A 17,447-nucleotide genomic window follows, 5' to 3' on the forward strand; every position below is an offset into this window, starting at 1 on the left:
CTTTACAAAAGTGCACTATGTGCACTCCATTTTTTCACAGTGCACTTTTTGGCGTCGCGACGGTCTGGCCTTTGCGACGCACCTCGTGACACACAGGCGCAAATCAAGGAGCCCAGCCATGAAAACCCGCGCCGCCGTCGCCTTCGAGGCCAAACGTCCGCTGGAGATCGTCGAGGTCGATCTGGAGGGGCCTCGCGCCGGAGAGGTGCTGGTCGAGATCAAGGCCACGGGCATCTGCCACACCGACGCCTACACGCTGGACGGCCTGGATTCCGAAGGCATCTTCCCGAGCATCCTGGGCCACGAGGGCGCGGGCGTGGTGGTCGAGGTCGGGCCGGGCGTCACCTCGGTCGAGGTCGGCGATCACGTGATCCCGCTGTACACGCCGGAATGCCGCCAGTGTAAAAGCTGCCTGAGCCGCAAGACCAACCTGTGCACCGCCATTCGCGGCACCCAGGGCAAGGGGCTGATGCCCGACGGTAGCAGCCGCTTCAGCTACAAGGGTCAGGCCATCGCCCACTACATGGGCTGCTCGACCTTCTCGAACTACACCGTCCTGCCCGAGATCGCCCTGGCCAAGATCCGCAAGGACGCCCCCTTCGACAAGGCCTGCTACGTCGGCTGCGGCGTGACGACGGGGGTCGGCGCGGTGGTCAACACGGCCAAGGTCGAGCCGGGCGCAAACGCCGTGGTCTTCGGCCTGGGCGGCATCGGCCTGAACGTCATCCAGGGTCTGAAGATGGTCGGAGCCGACATGATCGTCGGCGTCGACATCAACCCGGACAAGGAAGAGTGGGGCCGTCGCTTCGGCATGACCCATTTCGTCAACCCGAAGGAAGTGTCGGACGTGGTCGCCCATCTGGTCGAGCTGACCGGCGGCGGCGCCGACTACACCTTCGACTGCACCGGCAACACCGTGGTCATGCGCCAGGCGCTGGAAGCCTGCCACCGCGGCTGGGGCGAGAGCATCGTCATCGGCGTGGCCGAGGCGGGCAAGGAAATCTCGACCCGTCCGTTCCAGCTGGTCACCGGCCGCGTCTGGAAGGGCTCGGCCTTCGGCGGCGCGCGTGGTCGGACGGATACGCCCAAGATCGTCGACTGGTACATGGACGGCAAGATCGAGATCGATCCGATGATCACCCACACCCTGCCGCTGGAGCGGATCAACGAAGCCTTCGACCTGATGCATGCGGGTGAAAGCATCCGCAGCGTCGTGGTGTTCTGACGGCGCTTGCGTCACGGAAAAGGTTGTTTAAAAAAACGGTCTCATTCCAGGGAGGGAAGAGATGTTCACCCACATGACGGTCGGCGCGAACGACATCGAGGCGTCGCGCAAATTCTATGACGCCGCGCTCGGCGCCCTGGGCCTGGAGCCTGCGGCCGGGCCGGACCCCAAGGGGCGCTACTGGTGGCGTTCGGCGCGCGGCGCCTTCGCGATCGGCAAGCCCATCGACGGGGACCCCGCCTGCCACGCCAACGGCGGCACCATCGGCTTTCACGCCAAGACGCCCGAGATGGTCCAGGCCTTCCACGACGCCGGGGTCGCCGCCGGCGGCCGCGCGATCGAGGACCCGCCCGGCGAGCGCATCGGCCCGTTCGGCCCGATGATCCTGGCCTATCTGCGCGACCCGTCGGGCAACAAGATCTGCGCCATGCACCGGCCGGGGTGAGCGAACGCGTGGAAACGACCAAGACCCACGCCGTCCACGGCGGCGTGCTGCGTTATCTGAAGCATGACAGCGTGAAGACCGGCACGCCGATGACGCTGTCGGTCTTCACGCCGCCCGGCGCGGGGCCGTTCCCGGTGCTGATCTGGCTGTCCGGCCTGACCTGCACCGAGGATAATTTCACCACCAAGGCGGGGGCCTACGCCGCCGCCGCCGAGTACGGGGTGATCATCGTCGCGCCCGACACCAGCCCGCGCGGGGAGGGTGTCGCCGACGATCCGGCCTATGACCTGGGGCAGGGCGCGGGCTTCTATGTGGATGCGACCCAGGCGCCGTGGGCGCCGCATTTCCGCATGGAAACCTATGTCGTCGAGGAGCTGATCGGGCTGATCGACGCGAACTTCCCGACGACGAAGACGCGCTCGATCTCCGGCCATTCCATGGGCGGGCATGGGGCGCTGACGCTGGCGCTGCGCCATCCGGACCTGTTCCGGTCGGTCTCGGCCTTCGCGCCGATCAGTTCGCCGACCCGCTGCTCCTGGGGCGAGAAGGCCTTCACCGCCTATCTGGGCGACGACCGGGCGGAATGGGCTCGGCATGACGCGGCCCGGCTGATCGAGGGCGGGACGGCGCGCGGCGTCTTTGACGACATCCTGGTCGATCAGGGCGACGCCGACGGCTTCCTGGTCGAGCAGCTGAAGCCGGAACTCCTGATCGCGGCGGGCCAGGCCAGCGGGCAGACGGTCACGGTGCGGATGCAGCCCGGCTATGACCACTCCTACTTCTTCATGGCCAGTTTCATCGCCGACCACGTGGCCTTCCATGCGGCGCGGCTGAAGGCGTAGGCTCCGGGCGAACCGGAGCGACGCCGATGAAGTGGCCTGTACTGATCCTGTCCGTCCTGACCCTGGCCGCACCCGCCGCGGCGCAGCAGCAGATGGGCGATCCGTCCTTCCATCCGGTGGTGGCGCGTCCCGCCTATGCCGGCGAGGGCCCGCTGATCCAGCTGGATGCGGCGCACGGCAGCGTGCAGACCATCGGCGGACGCTATGCCGGGTTCGCGGCGCTGGTGCAGGCGGACGGCTATCGCATCCGGGCGGGCGAGCAGAAGCTGGACCAGCCGGGCGCTCTGGACGGCGTGGACGTGCTGGTCATCTCCAACGCCGTGCGGCCCGCAGACGGCGGCAGTCCCGACGCCTTCACCGCGGCCGAGATCGCGGCGCTGGACGCCTGGGTTCGCGCCGGCGGCTCGCTGTTGCTGGCGGCGGACCACGCCCCCTACGGCAGCGCCAATGAGACCCTGGGCCGGGCGCTGGGCGTCGGCATGGGCAAGGGCTACGCCTTCCGCTTCGAGGATGGGCGGATCACCTCCCAGATGGATTTCTCCGCCCAGGCCGGGACGCTGGGCGACCACCCGATCCTGCGCGGACGCGACGCGTCGGAGTCGGTCAGCCGGGTGCGCAGTTTCACCGGCCAGTCGCTGTCCGGACCGCCGGGATCGACGGTGCTGATGGCTCTGCGGCCGGACGACCACGAGGCGGCGAACGTCCAGGTGCTGGGGCAGATCAACAACCGGGTGGAGGGCGACCCCTCGACCCGGGATGCGGTGCTGGCCGAACTGGCGCGGCCGGCCCTGCCGGCGCAGGGCCTGGCCTTCGAACACGGGCGCGGCCGGGTGGTGGTGCTGGGCGAAGCCGGGATGCTGACCGCGCAGGTGGTGAAGTTTCCCGCCGATTCCGGGCGCGAGGACATGGTTTTCGGTCTACAGACCCCCGGCCACGACGATCAGCAGTTCGCGTTGAACCTGCTGCACTGGCTGAGCCGCCTTGAGGGCCTGAGATGACCGACGCTTCCTATGACGACATGTTCGCGGCCCTCTGCACCGAGGTGGGCTTCTGCCTGCACGACAAGGGGCAGAAGCGAGTGATCGCGGCCCTGCCGCTGGGGCTGGACGCAGCGACCAAGGTCGCGTTCGAGGCGGCGGGCGTCGACTATATGGCGGCGCTGGGCGATCACCGCCGCGCGGTGCGCGACTGCCTGAAGGCCAATCTGCCGAAGGCCGGCTAGTCCTCGCCGCTGCAGCCAATCCGGGGACGCACGCGTTCCTACGTCGAAGATTTCCGCCGCCGCGCCTTGGGCCTCCGCCCCGGGCCGCCTACATGCGGACCAGACTCAACCTGTCGAAAGGAGCCTCCCCATGGCCTTCACCCTCCCGCCCCTCCCGTACGCCTATGACGCCCTGGAGCCGGCGATCGACAAGGAGACGATGACCTTCCACCACGATAAGCACCACCAGACCTATGTCGACAACCTGAACAAGGCCGTCGACGCCGATCCGGCTCTGCAGGGCAAGTCGCTGGAAGAGCTGTTCGCTGGCATGTCCAAGCTGCCGAAGGCCGTGCGCAACAACGGCGGCGGGCACTGGAACCACAGCCTGTTCTGGGAGCTGCTGGCCCCGCAGGGCGAGACTGGCGAACCGTCGGCCGAACTGGCCGCCAAGATCGACGCCGAGCTGGGCGGGCTGGACAAGTTCAAGGCGGACTTCGACGCCGCCGGCGCCGGCCAGTTCGGTTCGGGCTGGGCCTGGCTGATCCTCCAGGACGGCAAGCTCAAGGTCACGTCGACCCCGAACCAGGACAATCCGCTGATGGACCTGGCCGACGAGAAGGGCGCCGTCCTTCTGGCCGCCGACGTGTGGGAGCACGCCTATTATCTGAAATACCAGAACCGCCGGGTCGATTACCTGAAGGCCTTCTGGTCGGTGGTGAACTGGAACAAGGTCAACGAACTGTACGAAGCCGCCAAGTAAGGTCGGCCGGGCAGTCCGGACTTCGGAAAGGCGTCGCATCGCTGCGGCGCCTTTCCTGTATCCTGGGGGTGGCGTTCGGGCGCGGACGCCCCAGATCAGGCGTCGCCATATTCGCGCACCGGAGTTTCCATGACCTTCTACGCCCGTCTCGCCGCCGCCGGACTGCTCCTCGCGGCCCTCGGCGCCTGTTCGCCCGAAGCGGAGAAGAAGGCTGCGGCGCCCGCGCCGTCGCCCGCCCCGGCCGCGGTCGTGCAGGCGAACACCTACGCCTTCCGCATCGGCCAGTTGGAGGCCGTGGCGCTGAAGGACGGGACGCTGAACCTGCCGGCGGGCAATACGGAGGCGAGCCCGTGGGCGAACACCGCCGAGGTCTCGGCCCTGCTGAAGGCGTCCGGCGTCACGGACGACACCGTCCATCTGTCGATCCAGCCCTTGCTGGTGAAGGACGGCGACCGGGTCGTGCTGATCGATACGGGCGCGGGCGGCCAGATGGGCACGGAAGGCCAGCTGCAGGCCTCGCTGCGTGAGGCGGGCGTGACGCCGGCGCAGGTCACCGACATCCTGATCTCTCACGCCCACGGCGATCACGTCGGCGGACTGGTGGCCAACGGGGCGCTGGTGTTCCCCAACGCCACGATCCGGCTGAGCATTCCGGAATGGACCGCCCTGCAGTCCGACGCGGACATGGCCGATCTGGTCCGGGCGATCACGCCGAAGGTGCAGGCGTTCGCCCCGGGATCGGTGGTGGCGCCGAACATCACCGCCGTGTCGCTGGACGGCCATACGCCCGGCCATTCAGGCTATGAGATCGCGCAGGGCGGCGGGCGGCTGCTGTACATCGGCGACGCTTTGCACAGTTCGATCCTGTCGGTGCAGCGGCCCGACTGGAAGAACAACTGGGACGCCGACAGCGCCACCGCGATCACCACGCGGCAGGGACTGCTGGAGCGCGGCGCCTCGCAGAACCTGCGAATCTACGGCATCCACTTCCCGTTCCCGGGGCTGGGCCGGTTCCAGCGCCGCGACGACGGCTTCGTCTGGACGCCCGAAGCCAACTAGTCGGCGCCGTACTCCCAGTCATAGGGCACGCCGGTGTCGCCGAGGATGAAGCGGACCAGATCGGCGAAGCCGGGCTCGGAGCGGACGTCGTTGGACAGGATGACCACGCACCGCTGACCGCGCTCGATGCAGACCATGGTGTTGCCGGTCGTATCGTTGTGGCCGCCCTTGAAGAAGCCGGGGCCCTGCGGACCGGTGAAGGTGACGACGCCGAGCCCGGACTGGAGGTCGGGACGGCGCTGCGCGGGCGGCAGTTCGTCCTGCAGGGTCGGGAACTGGCTGGCGGTGGTGATCGGCAGCTGGGGCCGGACCAGTTCCGCGCGGGAGGCGCGGCTGAGTCCGTCGCCGCGGATCAGGGCGGCGGCGAAGCGGGACATGTCGGTGATGGTGGTGTCCATCGACCCGGCGGCGCGCACCTTGGAACGCTCGTCATGCGGCTCTGGCGATCCGTCGATCTTCCAGCCGTCCGCCATGTTGGCCGCGAAGTCAGGGCGCCAGATCAGGCTCGTGCGGGTCATGCCCAACGGGGCGAAGGTGCGGTCGCGGGTCCAGTCGCCCAGGTCCGGGCCCGGCCCGCGGTCGATCATGAACTGGAGCAGGGTCAGGCCCTCGCCCGAATAGGCGAAGCGCGAGCCGGGATCGAAATGGATGTGGAGCTTCTCGTCCGGCTCCAGCCAGTAGAAGTTCGCGAAGCCGGTGCTGTGGGTCAGGCTGTGGCGCGGCGTGATGGCGCGCCAGCGCGGATCCTCGGCCAGAGCGCGATAGTCGGAGTAGAGGTCGGCGAGGCGCTCGTCGTAGAGCGACGGCAGGTCGGGCAGGGCTTCCGAGATCGGGCGGTCGAGATCGACCAGGCCGTCATCGACCATCTGCATGACCGAATAGGCGAAGACCGTCTTGGTCAGGGAGGCGCCGTACATGATGGTGTCGGACGTCAGGGGATCGCCGGCCTCGTTGCGCTGGCCGTAGGCCTTCACATGGGCGACCTGGCCGCCGTCGATGACCGCCACGGCGATGCCTCGGGAACCCGTCTGCTGCATGAGGCGAGCGACGGCGGCGTCAATCTCGGGACCGGCGGGGGTCCGATGGGCGGTCTGGGCCACGGCGGGGGCGGCGCAGAGGCCGAGGGCGGCGGCGAGGGCGGCAAGCAGTCGGGACGTCATGTCGGGGCTCCTTGAGGGTCAGCTTCGCCGTACCACGGGTCGGCGCCGGCGTTGACTTAAGCTTTGTCCATAGGCATAAGCGCCGCCTTCGCGCACCCGACTCCGGTCGGGCGCGGGATTTATGACGGATGATGCGTGGACCGCCGTTGGGATTGTCTCTCCAGTTGGGGAGGGACCGGGCCGCATCGCTATAGAGAGTGACTTCATGTCCAAGCGCCACAGCGCCAAGTACAAGATCGACCGCGCCATGGGTGAAAACCTGTGGGGCCGTTCCAAGTCCCCGGTGAACAAGCGTTCGTACGGCCCCGGCCAGCACGGCCAGCGCCGCAAGTCGAAAGTCTCGGACTTCGGCCTGCAGCTGAAGGCCAAGCAGAAGCTGAAGGGCTACTACGGCAACATCACCGAGAAGCAGTTCTCGGCCACCTACGCCGAAGCCACCCGCCGCAAGGGCAACAGCTCGGAAAACCTGATCGGCCTGCTGGAGTCGCGCCTGGACGCGATCGTCTACCGCGCCAAGTTCGTCCCGACCGTCTGGGCCGCTCGCCAGTTCGTCAGCCACGGCCACGTGACCGTCGACGGCAAGAAGGTCGACATCGGTTCGTACCGCGTGAAGCCGGGCCAGGTCATCGAGGTCAAGGAAAAGAGCCGCGCCATGGCTCTGGTTCTGGAAGCCCAGCAGTCGTCGGAACGCGACATCCCGGATTACCTGGAAATCGGTGATCGCGGCTTCTCGGTCCGCTACGTCCGCGTGCCGGAACTGGCCGACGTGCCGTACCCGGTGAAGATGGAGCCGAACCTGGTCGTCGAATACTACTCGTCGTAAGGTCTGGCGCGTCAGCGCAATCAAAGTTGAAGGGGCCCCGGAGCAATCCGGGGCCCTTTTGCTTTTCCGGCCCCGAACGCCGGTTCACTTCGCCAGAGAACACGCGCACAATCCGGACGTTCAGGATTTGAGGCGGGAGGTTTGGATGAGGTCGAAGGCGGGCCGACGTTCGCGTCGCTGCTTATCCGTGGAGCGCTCGGCCGGTCCGGAGGCGCGGCGATGACCGCCGAAGTCTTCGCGGACGGGATCGGAGGCATCCGGATCGTCGGCGACACCGCGCGGATCGATTTCGTGAGCCTGACCGGCGACGGCCGTTTCGAGTCGCGCGTGCGGGTCGTGGCGCCCGTCAGCAACCTCAACAGCATGATCGACATCCTGACGAAGGCGCAGCGCAGCAGGCTCGCTGCGGCTGACGACGGGACGGAGATCCCGGAATGAGGTGGGCCGCCGTATTCGCCGTGCTCTCGCTGTCGCCGCTGATGTCGGCGTGCGCCCTGATGGGCGGCCTTCTGCCCGACCGGGCGCAGAGTGTCGCCGTGGGCCAGATCGAACCCATCCACGCCGCCGCCGTCGGCCAAGGACAGGCCGTGTTCTGGGTCAGCTCGAACGGGTGCACTCGCAAGAACGACCTGAACGTCATGGTGCGGCGCTCGGGCGACACCTCGATCATCACCCTGCGCCGGATTCGGCAGGATCTTTGCGCCGACATCCAGCCGGAAGGCGTCGAGATGCGGTGGTCGTTCGAGGAGCTGGGGCTTAAACACGGTTCGCGCGTGACGGTCGAGAACCCCTATCAGCTGAGACCGACGGCCTGACTGTTCCGCCGAGAGCGGGGATGTAGGCCGGCAGCCGCCTTGCCGATTGTTCACGTGCTATTCAGCCCAACGAACGTCACATTGTCCGCAAGCTTCACAAAGAAGCGCTCTCATCATCTGGAAGGGGATTTCCACATGCGCCGTATCGCCCTCGTTCTCGCTCTCGCCATCGCCGCTCCGGTTCTGAGCGGCTGCATCATCGTCGCCACCGACAAGCCGACCACCCGCGTGGTGCATCAGGCCCCGGCGGAAGCGGGTCAGTGATCCGCGCCCTGATCGCGGCGGCGCTGGCTGCGCCGCTGCTTTCGGGCTGCGTCATCTATGCCGATGACTCGGCCCAGAAGGACGTGATCGTCAGTTGGAGCGGCGACCAGTCCGCGCCGGCGCTGGAAGCCGTTCGTTCGGCGCGGATCGCCGACGGTCGCCTGACCGTGCGGGTGGAGTCGAACGGCTGCACCGACGCCTCCCATTTCGCGGTCGATCTGACCCCGGCCGGCGACGGCTGGACCGAGGTGGCGCTGCGCCGCACCGCCCAGGACCTGTGCAAGGCCCTGGTCCCGGACGGTGTCGACGTCAGCTGGACGCTGGCCGAACTGGGCGTCGAGCCCGGCACCCGGGCGCGCCTGATCAATCCGACGAAGCTGTAGAAAAGCGAAAGGGCCGGAGACGCACAGCGCTCCGGCCCTTTTCAATTCAGCGCTTCTGGAAGGCCGGCAGCATCTCCGCCGGGATGCGATGCGGGCGCATGGTCCTGGAATCCACCAGCACCCATTCCGAAACGCCCTGGGCGCACAGCCTGCCTTCGCCGTCCTCGATGCGGACGTAGCGGGCGAAGCGCGGCCCCTGTGGATCACCAACCCAGGTGCGCGCCCTGACGCCGGTCGCGTCGGGCATCAGGGGGCGGAAATAGTCGATCTCGTGCCGGACGCCGACCCACGACCACTTCGTGCGGGTGTCCTCGTCGAAGCTGGCGTTCCAGTGGGCCGTGCCGGCGTCCTGCAGCCAGCCGACGTAGACCACGTTGTTCACGTGGCCGTTCTCGTCGATGTGCTCGGGACGGACCTCCAGCGGGAGGACGAAGATCTCGCGGTCCTCGCGCGGCTCCAGCTGGGCGCGGGCCATCAGTCTTCCTGGCCCAGCGGCACGCCCTTTTCGGCCATCAGGGCCTGAAGCTCGCCCGCGTTGAACATTTCGCGCACGATGTCCGAGCCGCCGACGAATTCGCCCTTCACATAGAGCTGCGGGATGGTCGGCCAGTCGGTGAAGGCCTTGATGCCCTCGCGCAGGTTCTCGTCCTGCAGCACATCGACGCCGACGAACGGCGCGCCGATGTGGTCGAGGATCTGAACCGCCAGCGAGGAGAAGCCACAGCGCGGCGCATCCGGGGTGCCCTTCATGAACAGCACGACGTCGTGCTGCGCGAGCGTGTCGGCGATGAAGGTGTGGACGGGGTCTGCGACAGCTTGATCGGTCACTGGGTAGGCCTTTCGGTGAAGGGCGTCAGCTAGGGTCGGACAGGGCAGGGGTCAAGGGCGTGCGGCGTTACGCCGAAACGGGCGCGCGAACGTCGGCGGCCGGGAACGCTGCGGTGCAAGCCCTCCTCACGTGGAGAAGGACGGCGTCGTCAGGCCGCCTTGTTGGCGCCGGCGACGCGGGCCATTTCGATCTGGGCGGCCAGACCGGGGGGCAGGTCGCGGTCAGGAACCAGCGACAGGGTGTTGAGCCGCTCGATGTCCGAGGCCTCGATCAGGGCGCTGGCCACCGAGGGATCGGTCAGCGAGTAGGCCAGGCAGATGGCTTCGGCGGTCCAGCCGTTGGTCTGGTGCAGGAAGGCGAAGGTGCCGACGCCCGCCAGCGGATCGGTCTTGGGTCGCGAGGACTTGGCGAAGCCGAAGAAGCCCTTCTTCTCCTCTTCGTGAACGGCGGAGGCCTTCTTGGCGGTGTCGAGGCTGTCGGGGAAATAGCCGTAGACGAAGATGGCCATGTCGCGCTCGCGGGCGTCGCGCAGACGGGAGCGGATCTGCCAGGGCGAATTCACATGGAAGGGGGTGAACAGCACGTCGAAGGCGCCGGTCGAGACGTAGGTGTCCATCACCTCGCTCTCGCCCGAGATGCCCAGCAGACGGACGCGCTGGGTGGCGCGCAGGGCCTTCAGGGCGTTCAGCGAGGACTGGGGCAGTTCGTGATCGTCCGGTTCGTCCAGCACGGCCAGGTCGAACCAGCCCAGACCGGAGGCGTGCAGGGCGCGGTCGATGGCGCTGGTCATGCCCTCGGCGGAGAAGTCCCGGTCAGAGCCGCGGCGGCCGTCGCCCGCGCCGAGCATCAGCGATACCTGCACCAGCTTGCGGTCGACGTGGCGCAGGGCCTCGCCCAGCACCTCGGCCAGCACGGGGTCGGCGGACTGCAGACGGTAGCTGTTGATGCCGGCTTCCAGGGCCGAATAGATCAGTTCGCGTCCGGCTTGGGGGCCGTCGGCGATGTCGCGGGGCCCGAGGCTGAGGGTGACCACCGAGACGGCCTGGCCGAGGTTGCCGAAGGGACGATAGCGCATGGGGTCAGCCCTCCGTCGGGACCGAGGTTTCGAGGGCCAGGGCATGCAGTTCGCCGCCCATCTTGCCCTTCAGGGCGGCGTAGACGAGCTGGTGCTGCCGTACGCGCGGCATGCCGGCGAAGGCCGAAGAGACGATCCGCGCGCGATAGTGATCGCCGTCGCCCGCCAGATCGTCGATGGCGATCTCGGCGTCGGGAAAGGCTTCGGTCAGATGGCCGCGAAGATCTTCGACGGACATGGGCATGGGCGGACGCACTCCGGGTTCGTGGTGAATGTCGCCGGTAATCCTTAATGTCCGGCTACGCGCCGGCGTTTCAGGCCGCGTGACGCTCCAGCAGGATCACCGGCGCGCCCTTGTAGGCGGTCTCGGCGTAGGGCGTGTAGCCCGCGCGCGCGGCGAGCTTGAGCGACGAGGCGTTGTCCGGGGCGATCATGCAGACGGTGCGCGGGGCGTTCAGGGCGTCGTCGCACCAGGCCAGGGCGGCCGACAGGGCTTCGAAGGCGATCCCCCTGCCGTGGAAGCGGGGTGCGATCCCCCAGCCCAGTTCGGGGGCATCGAAGGGCGGGTCCATCAGGCGGCGGTAGTCGAAGGCGCCGACACCGCCGAGATATTCGCCAGTGGCGGTCTCGCGGATCGACCAGTTGCCGTAGTTCAGCGCCTCCCAGTGGCCGATGTCGCGCAACAGGCGGAACCAGACCTCCTCGGATGACAGAGCGGCGGGGAAGATGGCGGTGGCGAAGGCCGGATCGCCCCACAGCTTCACAAGGTCCGGGAAATCGGAAGCCTGCACCGGGGTCAGGGTCAGGCGGTCGGTGATCAGGGTGGTGGTCATGTGCCGAACAGGTCCAGCATTTGCCTCCTCACATCAATCCCAGCTGCTTGAAACTGGCCACGCCGTCGCGGCCGACGACGAGATGGTCGTGGACCGAGATGTCGAGCGCCCGGGCGGCTTCGACCACCTGACGCGTCATGTCGATGTCGGCGCGGGACGGGGTCGGGTCGCCGGACGGATGGTTGTGGACGATGATCATCGACTTGGCCGACAGCTCCAGCGCCCGGCGCACGACCTCGCGGGGGTAGACGGGGGCATGATCGACGGTGCCGCGGTTCTGGACCTCGTCGAGGATCAGCTGGTTGCGGTTGTCGAGATAGAGGACGCGGAACTGCTCGCGCGGCTCGTGCTGCAGCGACAGCCGGACGTAGGACAGAAGCGCGGTCCATGAGGAGATGACGGTGCGCTTGCCCGCCTGTTCCTTCGCGACGCGGCGGGCGACCTCGTGCAGGGCGGCGAGGTCCAGGGCGGTCTCGGCGCCGACGCCTTTCGAGCGGCCACGTGAATCCTCGGCTCGGACCGTCATCAGGTCCTCGATCGAGGCGGCGAGGACGGCGGCCAATGAGCCGAAGCGCGCCAGCAGGGCCTTGGCGATGGGTTTGATGTCGCCCTGCGGCTGGCTGCGGAACAGGAACAGTTCCAGCAGCTCGTAGTCAGGCAGGTTGTGGACGCCCGCGCCGCGAGCGCGGTCGCGCAGCCGTTCGCGATGACCCACGTGGTGGGGCGATTTCGGGGGCGGCGGGGGATCCAGCATGGCGCGTCCTGTGCACGCCCAGCCTGCACCAACCGGCGAGAACGCTCAACCTCAGGCGGTTTCAGGACGTCGCGGTGGGATCGAGCGAGAACAACCTATAATCAGCTGGATAACAGAACCGTGAGTTGCTCGCAAAGCCAAGCTCGCCCTCAGTTGCTCGTGCGCAAGAGGCGCTGTTTGGGGACTTCACATGATCGGTAAATTCAAGAGTGTCGCCATGGTTTCGGCCATGGCTCTGGCCGCCGCCGGGACGATGGGCATGGCCCAGAGCACCAATCCGGAGATGACCGGCTATCAGTACGACTACTATGCCGACGCCGCGAAGACGCAGTACCTCGGAACGGTCTACGATCAGGGCTGCGGGCAGGTGCTGGACTACGTCTACGTTGTCCGGGTTCAGGTTCCGTCGGCCTATTTCGATCAGACGCCGATCTTCACCTGCCAGGGCGGTCAGATCGGGCCCATCGAGGCCTAGGCTGATCAGACAGGAGGCCCCGGACATCGCGTCCGGGGTCATCCACTATCTGACCGATCAGAACTTCGGGCGGAACAGCCCAGCGGGGCTGGCGCTGAACAGTTCAACGCCGTCGTCGGTGACGCCGCAGGTGTGCTCGCACTGGGCGGACAGGGACTTGTCGCGGGTCACGGCGGTCCAGCCGTCGGACAGGACCTTCACGTGCGGCTTGCCCAGGTTCACCATCGGCTCGACGGTGAAGAACATGCCCTTCTTCAAGGTCGCGCCTTCGCCGCGGCGGCCGTAGTGCAGGACGTTGGGGCTGTCGTGGAACAGGCGGCCGATGCCGTGGCCGCAGAAGTCGCGGACGACGGACATCCGCTGGGCCTCGACCACCTGCTGGATGGCGTAGCCGATGTCGCCGAAGGTGGCGCCGGGCTTGATCACCGCCAGGCCGGCTTCCAGCGAATCATAGGTGACGTCGATGAGCTTCCTGGCGCGGGCGTTGATCGTCCCGACCGCGAACATGCGGCTGGAGTCGCCATGCCAGCCGTCGACGATGACGGTGTGGTCGATGTTGACGATGTCGCCGTCCTTCAGGACCTTGTCGCCCGGAATGCCGTGGCAGACGACGTGGTTGATCGAGGTGCAGACGGTCTTCTCGTAACCCTTGTAGCCGAGGCAGGCGGGCAGGCCGCCGTTGTCGAGGGTGAACTCGCGGATCAGGTCGTCGATCTCGCCCGTGGTGACGCCCGGCACGACGTGCGGGGTGATCATGTCCAGGGCGCGGGCGACCAGATTGCCGGCGGCGCGCATGCCCTCCCAGGCTTCCTCGTCCTGGTGGACGCGGATCTCATGGGTGCGGACGAAGGTGTCAGCGTCCAGTTCGGGGGTCTCGTACATGCGTCGTCTTTCGGTGCGGCCCCTGTATCCCCGACCTCTTCGTCAGGAGTTGGGCCGCCATGGCAGGGCGCGATCCAGTCGGATCGCTTCAGGCGTCAGGTGGCAACTGTAGCATAAAACCTCAACCCCATGGGAGGCGGCCTGCCGCAGGGCGGGGCCGTAGGCCTTGTCGATGTCGTCGGCGGTGGTGAAGGCCGTGCAGTCCATGCGCTGGACGATGAACAGCATGACCGCCCGGCCGCCCGCATCGACCACCCGCTCCAAGGCCTTCAGGTGTTTGCCGGCGCGCTCTGTCCTGCAGTCGGGAAATTCGGCGAGACCGGCGGTGCGGCTGAAGTGGACGTTCTTGATCTCGACCCAGGCGGACGGGCGGTCCGGCGGGAGCCCGCCCCACCCGTCGCCGGCTGCGCCGTCGCCACCCTCCCCAGAAGGGGAGGGAGAAGACTGGAGCAGGATGTCGATGCGGCTGTTCTCGTCGTAGCGGACCTCGCGCCGGAGGATCGGATAGCCGGCCAGTTCGGGAATCAGGCCGTCTGCGATGGCCGCCTCGCCGATGCGGTTCGGGTTCATGGTGTTGACGCCGACGAGCCCCGCGCCGGGCAGGTCGACCATTTCCAGCGTCAGGGGCAGTTTCCGCTTCGGATCCGGCGAGCGGGACATCCACACCGGCAGACCCGGCTCGGTCAGGCCCAGCATGGCCCCGGGGTTGGGGACGTGGATGGTGGTCTCCGCCCCGTCCGCCAGCGCGATGTCCGCCAGGAAGCGCTTGTAGCGGCGGATCAGGGTTCCGCGTTCGAGAGGCGACTTGAAGCGCATGGCTTTGCCTCTAGCTTGTCGTCATGACCGACGCATCCCCCACCGCCGCCGTTCTGATCATCGGGGACGAAGTCCTGTCCGGGCGAACGCAGGACACCAATCTGAACACCATCGCGCGGTTCCTGACGGCGCTGGGGATCGACCTGATCGAGGCGCGGACGGTCGGCGACCGGACGGAGCAGATCGTCGGGAATCTGAACGCCCTGCGCGACAGCCATGACTACGTCTTCACCACCGGCGGCATCGGGCCGACGCATGACGACATCACCGCCGATGCGGTGGCGAAGGCGTTCGGCGCAGCCCTGCCGGAGCATCCGGACGCGGTGGCGATCCTGGAGAAGCGCTACGGACCGGGCGAGTTCAACGCCGCGCGGCGGCGGATGGCGCGGATCCCGGAGGGCGGGACGCTGATCGCCAATCCTGTGACGGACGCGCCGGGGTTCCAGATCGGCAATGTCTTCGTGATGGCCGGCGTGCCCAAGATCATGACGGCCATGCTGGAAGACGTGGCGCCGCGCCTGCGGACCGGGGCGGTGGTGCTGTCGCGCACGGTGCGGGTCAGCGGGGTGGGCGAGGGGGCGATCGCCGACATCCTGACGGCGGCGGCGAAGGCCGAGCGCGAGGTCAGCTTCGGCAGCTATCCCTTCGGCCACGGCTCGGCGGGAGAAGTCGGGACGAACCTAGTCTTGCGTGGGCGCGACGAGGCGAAGGTGGAGGCGGCGGTCGAGGCGCTGCTGGCCGATCTGGCCGGAGCGGGCGTCGTGGCGAAACAGGTCTGAGATAACAGGAGCGCCCATGCGGCCCGACGCCGGTACGATTCTGATCCTTTCGACCCTGGTCGCCTTCGGCGGCCCGCTGATCCTGGGACTCGCGGGTCTGGTTCGGCGGGGCGACCGCGCGATGTCCGGTCCGTCCCCGGCCTGGGACTGGCGGCTGACCGGCGTCTCCACCCTGCTGCACGTGCTGGCCTTCAACCTGATCTTCTTCGTGCAGGAGGTCTTCCTGGTCCTGCCCAAGGCCCTGACGCCGGGGCTGGAGCCGGTGCTGTTCCACAACAACCACGACTGGACCGGCGACAATCCGCTGGCCGAGCTGTTCCAGGGGACCGGGGCGCTGGCGACCCTGATCGTCGGTCTGGCGGCCTTCGCGGCGCTGCGGCTGCGCTCGCCGGCTTCGACGACGGCGCGGCTGTTTCTGGTCTGGCTGGCCTTTCACGGGGTGTTCATGGCCCTGCCGCAGGTCGTTGTCGGGACCATGCTGCCGCCAAACGACGTCGGCCGTGCGATGACCTACCTGGGCTTCACGACGCCGGCCTATTGGGCGGCGACGGCGGCGGCGCTGGCCGGAATGGCCGTGTTCGGCGTGGCGCTGGCGCGGCCGATGCTGGAGGTCGCCTCTCATCCGGCGGCTGTAGCCGGACGGGGAAGCCGGACTCTTTTTATGCTGCAAGCGGCGGTCGTGCCGGGACTGGCGGGCCTGCCCCTGATCTTCGCCTATCGGGTTCCCGGCGGTCTGGACCAGGTCGTGCTGGTTCCGGTGGTCATCACGGTGCTGGGGCTGGCGTGGCTGGCGGGGGCGGCCTGGACGGCCTCGGACGTCCGAGCGCGGGGTGGCGCGGTCGCGTGGCGTTGGCCCCTGATCGCCTGCCTGGCGGTCCTGGCGATATTCCAGGTGGTTCTGAGGCCCGGTATCGCCTTCTAGGCGCCGGCCCGTCCGAAAGCACCCACGACCGCCTGATAGGCCGGATTGCCCCGACCCTCCGCGTCCAGAAGCAGCGGGCTGTCCTTGCTGCGGCCTTCACGGACCAGCCAGCTGTCGATGTCGCGCAGGCCCCAGGTGGTGAAGGCGTAGCGCTGGCGCTCAGGCAGGAGGGCGAAGGCCTCGGCCAGTTCGCCGACGCGGGCGACCTGCTGGGCTCGCTTTTCGGTCATGGAGCGCAGGTCGGGCCTGCGGCCGTCGCGCTGCATCGGGAAGTCCAACTCCGACACATGGATCGGCAGGCCCAGCGAGGCGGCGTCGCGCATGAAGCTGGTGATCTGTCCGGCCGGGATCTCGATATCGAGGTGCGACTGGGTCCCTATGCCGCCGATGGGCGCGCCCAGCTTCAGCAGGCGCTCGACCAGCTTGAGGAAGGTCGCGCCTTTCGCCGGGATGTTCTCGAGATTGTATTCGTTCAGGAAAAGGGTCGCGTCAGGATCGGCCGCCTTGGCCTGTTCGAAGGCGCGGACCATATAGCCGTCCATGCCCAACGCGCGGCTCCAGTGGCACTCGCGCAGCCCGTTTCCGTCCTCGGCCACCGGCTCGTTGACCACGTCCCAGCCGGCCATCTGGCCGCGATAGCGACCGACGAAGGTGGAGATGTAGCGGTCGTACTCGGCGGCGAAACGGGCGCGCGGGACCGTGGCGTCGTTGAAGACTTCCCCGCCCTGCGAATACCAGATCACCGTATGACCGTGGACGCGCAGGCCGTTGTCGCGGGCGAAGGCGACGACGCGGTCGGATGGTTCGAAGTCGTAGGTGAAGCCGGCGCCCAGCGTTCGCTCCATCTTCTGCTCCCACTCCGGGGTGAGCTGCGAGCAATGGCGGCGGACGGCGGCGATCCAGTCGGGCTGGTCCAGCTGCCAGGTCATGCCGGTGGCGCCGAAGGGCGCGGGGACGATGGTCTTCAGCGGCGCGGCGATGGGGCCGGGCGCGGGCTGGGCCGAGGCCAGCCGGTCGCAGGCGACCAGAGCCAGGGGAGCGGTCAGGCATGTCCGGCGCGAGATCATGGACGCAACCTAGGGCGCCGGTCGTACCCATTTGG

Annotated in this window: 25 protein-coding genes; 15 read left to right on the plus strand and 10 right to left on the minus strand. The window is 67.9% G+C overall.

Features of this window, described 5'->3' with window-relative positions:
* The first annotated feature begins 118 nt into the window (after window positions 1–118).
* The 7 genes from AC3WRV_RS05255 (at window position 119) to AC3WRV_RS05285 (ending at window position 5,535) form a co-directional block, all read left to right on the plus strand.
* Window positions 119–1,225: an S-(hydroxymethyl)glutathione dehydrogenase/class III alcohol dehydrogenase gene (locus AC3WRV_RS05255; protein ID WP_492312417.1), complete on the plus strand. Its 1,107-nt coding sequence runs from the start codon at window positions 119–121 to the stop codon at window positions 1,223–1,225.
* 61 nt (window positions 1,226–1,286) lie between these two features.
* The gene (locus AC3WRV_RS05260; RefSeq protein WP_291838376.1) at window positions 1,287–1,670 is read left to right on the plus strand and encodes a VOC family protein; all 384 of its coding nucleotides are present in this window, start codon (window positions 1,287–1,289) and stop codon (window positions 1,668–1,670) included.
* 8 nt (window positions 1,671–1,678) lie between these two features.
* Entirely contained in the window at window positions 1,679–2,512 is an 834-nt protein-coding gene (fghA, locus tag AC3WRV_RS05265; RefSeq protein ID WP_492312418.1) for an S-formylglutathione hydrolase, read from the plus strand.
* A gap of 26 nt (window positions 2,513–2,538) precedes the next feature.
* A complete protein-coding gene (locus AC3WRV_RS05270; protein WP_492312419.1) occupies window positions 2,539–3,510 on the plus strand; it encodes a DUF4350 domain-containing protein in 972 nt (323 codons plus the stop codon).
* Window positions 3,507–3,734 carry a hypothetical protein gene (locus AC3WRV_RS05275; protein WP_492312420.1) on the plus strand — a complete coding sequence of 76 codons (228 nt, stop codon included), beginning with the start codon at window positions 3,507–3,509 and terminating at the stop codon, window positions 3,732–3,734. Before AC3WRV_RS05270 ends, AC3WRV_RS05275 begins: the two co-directional genes overlap by 4 nt.
* Before the next feature lie 130 nt (window positions 3,735–3,864).
* Window positions 3,865–4,476 carry a superoxide dismutase gene (locus AC3WRV_RS05280; protein ID WP_492312421.1) on the plus strand — a complete coding sequence of 204 codons (612 nt, stop codon included), beginning with the start codon at window positions 3,865–3,867 and terminating at the stop codon, window positions 4,474–4,476.
* A 129-nt stretch (window positions 4,477–4,605) separates the two neighbouring features.
* Window positions 4,606–5,535 carry an MBL fold metallo-hydrolase gene (locus tag AC3WRV_RS05285; RefSeq protein WP_492312422.1) on the plus strand — a complete coding sequence of 310 codons (930 nt, stop codon included), beginning with the start codon at window positions 4,606–4,608 and terminating at the stop codon, window positions 5,533–5,535.
* On the opposite strand, the gene AC3WRV_RS05290 is transcribed toward AC3WRV_RS05285, so the two are convergent.
* Window positions 5,532–6,695 (minus strand): serine hydrolase domain-containing protein, encoded by a 1,164-nt coding sequence (locus AC3WRV_RS05290; protein WP_492312423.1) that lies wholly within the window; start codon window positions 6,693–6,695, stop codon window positions 5,532–5,534. The two genes, AC3WRV_RS05285 and AC3WRV_RS05290, sit on opposite strands and share 4 nt — an antisense overlap.
* A gap of 205 nt (window positions 6,696–6,900) precedes the next feature.
* Here AC3WRV_RS05290 and rpsD point away from each other — a divergent pair, with 205 nt between their 5' ends.
* From rpsD to AC3WRV_RS05315, 5 genes are all read left to right on the plus strand, one after another.
* Window positions 6,901–7,518, plus strand: a complete 618-nt coding sequence (gene rpsD / locus AC3WRV_RS05295) for a 30S ribosomal protein S4 (protein ID WP_291832678.1) — start codon at window positions 6,901–6,903, stop codon at window positions 7,516–7,518.
* Between the two features lie 219 nt (window positions 7,519–7,737).
* Window positions 7,738–7,956 (plus strand): hypothetical protein, encoded by a 219-nt coding sequence (locus tag AC3WRV_RS05300; RefSeq protein WP_492312424.1) that lies wholly within the window; start codon window positions 7,738–7,740, stop codon window positions 7,954–7,956.
* Window positions 7,953–8,333: a hypothetical protein gene (locus tag AC3WRV_RS05305; RefSeq protein ID WP_492312425.1), complete on the plus strand. Its 381-nt coding sequence runs from the start codon at window positions 7,953–7,955 to the stop codon at window positions 8,331–8,333. The genes AC3WRV_RS05300 and AC3WRV_RS05305 overlap by 4 nt, the downstream gene beginning before the upstream one ends.
* Before the next feature lie 135 nt (window positions 8,334–8,468).
* Window positions 8,469–8,597 (plus strand): hypothetical protein, encoded by a 129-nt coding sequence (locus AC3WRV_RS05310; protein WP_291832670.1) that lies wholly within the window; start codon window positions 8,469–8,471, stop codon window positions 8,595–8,597.
* A complete protein-coding gene (locus AC3WRV_RS05315; RefSeq protein WP_291832667.1) occupies window positions 8,594–8,980 on the plus strand; it encodes a hypothetical protein in 387 nt (128 codons plus the stop codon). Before AC3WRV_RS05310 ends, AC3WRV_RS05315 begins: the two co-directional genes overlap by 4 nt.
* Before the next feature lie 46 nt (window positions 8,981–9,026).
* On the opposite strand, the gene AC3WRV_RS05320 is transcribed toward AC3WRV_RS05315, so the two are convergent.
* From AC3WRV_RS05320 to radC, 6 genes are all read right to left on the minus strand, one after another.
* Window positions 9,027–9,455, minus strand: a complete 429-nt coding sequence (locus tag AC3WRV_RS05320) for an acyl-CoA thioesterase (protein ID WP_291832664.1) — start codon at window positions 9,453–9,455, stop codon at window positions 9,027–9,029.
* Entirely contained in the window at window positions 9,455–9,808 is a 354-nt protein-coding gene (gene grxD, locus AC3WRV_RS05325) for a Grx4 family monothiol glutaredoxin (protein ID WP_291832661.1), read from the minus strand. Before grxD ends, AC3WRV_RS05320 begins: the two co-directional genes overlap by 1 nt.
* Before the next feature lie 149 nt (window positions 9,809–9,957).
* Complete coding sequence (locus tag AC3WRV_RS05330; protein ID WP_291832658.1) at window positions 9,958–10,884, minus strand: aldo/keto reductase; 927 nt, start codon at window positions 10,882–10,884, stop codon at window positions 9,958–9,960.
* A 4-nt stretch (window positions 10,885–10,888) separates the two neighbouring features.
* Window positions 10,889–11,128: a BolA family protein gene (locus AC3WRV_RS05335; RefSeq protein WP_291832654.1), complete on the minus strand. Its 240-nt coding sequence runs from the start codon at window positions 11,126–11,128 to the stop codon at window positions 10,889–10,891.
* A 70-nt stretch (window positions 11,129–11,198) separates the two neighbouring features.
* Window positions 11,199–11,717, minus strand: coding sequence for a GNAT family N-acetyltransferase (locus tag AC3WRV_RS05340; protein ID WP_492312426.1), 519 nt, complete (start codon window positions 11,715–11,717; stop codon window positions 11,199–11,201).
* A gap of 28 nt (window positions 11,718–11,745) precedes the next feature.
* Entirely contained in the window at window positions 11,746–12,471 is a 726-nt protein-coding gene (gene radC / locus AC3WRV_RS05345; RefSeq protein ID WP_291832647.1) for a RadC family protein, read from the minus strand.
* 190 nt (window positions 12,472–12,661) lie between these two features.
* On the opposite strand from radC, the gene AC3WRV_RS05350 reads away from it, so the two are divergent.
* Complete coding sequence (locus AC3WRV_RS05350) at window positions 12,662–12,946, plus strand: hypothetical protein (RefSeq protein WP_291832644.1); 285 nt, start codon at window positions 12,662–12,664, stop codon at window positions 12,944–12,946.
* Between the two features lie 57 nt (window positions 12,947–13,003).
* On the opposite strand, the gene map is transcribed toward AC3WRV_RS05350, so the two are convergent.
* Together map and AC3WRV_RS05360 are read right to left on the minus strand one after the other, a co-directional pair.
* On the minus strand, window positions 13,004–13,828 hold the full coding sequence (map, locus tag AC3WRV_RS05355) for a type I methionyl aminopeptidase (protein ID WP_291832641.1): 825 nt from the start codon (window positions 13,826–13,828) through the stop codon (window positions 13,004–13,006).
* 42 nt (window positions 13,829–13,870) lie between these two features.
* Entirely contained in the window at window positions 13,871–14,644 is a 774-nt protein-coding gene (locus tag AC3WRV_RS05360; RefSeq protein ID WP_492312427.1) for a DNA/RNA nuclease SfsA, read from the minus strand.
* A gap of 23 nt (window positions 14,645–14,667) precedes the next feature.
* Here AC3WRV_RS05360 and AC3WRV_RS05365 point away from each other — a divergent pair, with 23 nt between their 5' ends.
* Together AC3WRV_RS05365 and AC3WRV_RS05370 are read left to right on the plus strand one after the other, a co-directional pair.
* On the plus strand, window positions 14,668–15,423 hold the full coding sequence (locus AC3WRV_RS05365; protein WP_492312428.1) for a competence/damage-inducible protein A: 756 nt from the start codon (window positions 14,668–14,670) through the stop codon (window positions 15,421–15,423).
* Between the two features lie 16 nt (window positions 15,424–15,439).
* Window positions 15,440–16,345 carry a hypothetical protein gene (locus AC3WRV_RS05370; protein WP_492312429.1) on the plus strand — a complete coding sequence of 302 codons (906 nt, stop codon included), beginning with the start codon at window positions 15,440–15,442 and terminating at the stop codon, window positions 16,343–16,345.
* Here the strand turns inward: AC3WRV_RS05370 and AC3WRV_RS05375 are convergent.
* On the minus strand, window positions 16,342–17,412 hold the full coding sequence (locus tag AC3WRV_RS05375) for an endo-1,4-beta-xylanase (RefSeq protein WP_291832631.1): 1,071 nt from the start codon (window positions 17,410–17,412) through the stop codon (window positions 16,342–16,344). The two genes, AC3WRV_RS05370 and AC3WRV_RS05375, sit on opposite strands and share 4 nt — an antisense overlap.
* Window positions 17,413–17,447 lie beyond the last annotated feature (35 nt).

The organism is Brevundimonas sp. EU05-FHT14B11 (assembly GCF_058790835.1).

Coding starts and splice junctions, on each gene's coding strand:
- AC3WRV_RS05255 (WP_492312417.1), top strand. CDS start 119: ATGAAAACCCGCGCCGCCGTCGCCTTCGAGGCCAAACGTCCGCTGGAG.
- AC3WRV_RS05260 (WP_291838376.1), top strand. CDS start 1,287: ATGTTCACCCACATGACGGTCGGCGCGAACGACATCGAGGCGTCGCGC.
- AC3WRV_RS05270 (WP_492312419.1), top strand. CDS start 2,539: ATGAAGTGGCCTGTACTGATCCTGTCCGTCCTGACCCTGGCCGCACCC.
- AC3WRV_RS05275 (WP_492312420.1), top strand. CDS start 3,507: ATGACCGACGCTTCCTATGACGACATGTTCGCGGCCCTCTGCACCGAG.
- AC3WRV_RS05280 (WP_492312421.1), top strand. CDS start 3,865: ATGGCCTTCACCCTCCCGCCCCTCCCGTACGCCTATGACGCCCTGGAG.
- AC3WRV_RS05285 (WP_492312422.1), top strand. CDS start 4,606: ATGACCTTCTACGCCCGTCTCGCCGCCGCCGGACTGCTCCTCGCGGCC.
- AC3WRV_RS05290 (WP_492312423.1), bottom strand. CDS start 6,695: ATGACGTCCCGACTGCTTGCCGCCCTCGCCGCCGCCCTCGGCCTCTGC.
- rpsD (WP_291832678.1), top strand. CDS start 6,901: ATGTCCAAGCGCCACAGCGCCAAGTACAAGATCGACCGCGCCATGGGT.
- AC3WRV_RS05300 (WP_492312424.1), top strand. CDS start 7,738: ATGACCGCCGAAGTCTTCGCGGACGGGATCGGAGGCATCCGGATCGTC.
- AC3WRV_RS05305 (WP_492312425.1), top strand. CDS start 7,953: ATGAGGTGGGCCGCCGTATTCGCCGTGCTCTCGCTGTCGCCGCTGATG.
- AC3WRV_RS05310 (WP_291832670.1), top strand. CDS start 8,469: ATGCGCCGTATCGCCCTCGTTCTCGCTCTCGCCATCGCCGCTCCGGTT.
- AC3WRV_RS05320 (WP_291832664.1), bottom strand. CDS start 9,455: ATGGCCCGCGCCCAGCTGGAGCCGCGCGAGGACCGCGAGATCTTCGTC.
- AC3WRV_RS05330 (WP_291832658.1), bottom strand. CDS start 10,884: ATGCGCTATCGTCCCTTCGGCAACCTCGGCCAGGCCGTCTCGGTGGTC.
- AC3WRV_RS05335 (WP_291832654.1), bottom strand. CDS start 11,128: ATGCCCATGTCCGTCGAAGATCTTCGCGGCCATCTGACCGAAGCCTTT.
- AC3WRV_RS05340 (WP_492312426.1), bottom strand. CDS start 11,717: ATGACCACCACCCTGATCACCGACCGCCTGACCCTGACCCCGGTGCAG.
- radC (WP_291832647.1), bottom strand. CDS start 12,471: ATGCTGGATCCCCCGCCGCCCCCGAAATCGCCCCACCACGTGGGTCAT.
- AC3WRV_RS05350 (WP_291832644.1), top strand. CDS start 12,662: ATGATCGGTAAATTCAAGAGTGTCGCCATGGTTTCGGCCATGGCTCTG.
- map (WP_291832641.1), bottom strand. CDS start 13,828: ATGTACGAGACCCCCGAACTGGACGCTGACACCTTCGTCCGCACCCAT.
- AC3WRV_RS05360 (WP_492312427.1), bottom strand. CDS start 14,644: ATGCGCTTCAAGTCGCCTCTCGAACGCGGAACCCTGATCCGCCGCTAC.
- AC3WRV_RS05365 (WP_492312428.1), top strand. CDS start 14,668: ATGACCGACGCATCCCCCACCGCCGCCGTTCTGATCATCGGGGACGAA.
- AC3WRV_RS05370 (WP_492312429.1), top strand. CDS start 15,440: ATGCGGCCCGACGCCGGTACGATTCTGATCCTTTCGACCCTGGTCGCC.
- AC3WRV_RS05375 (WP_291832631.1), bottom strand. CDS start 17,412: ATGATCTCGCGCCGGACATGCCTGACCGCTCCCCTGGCTCTGGTCGCC.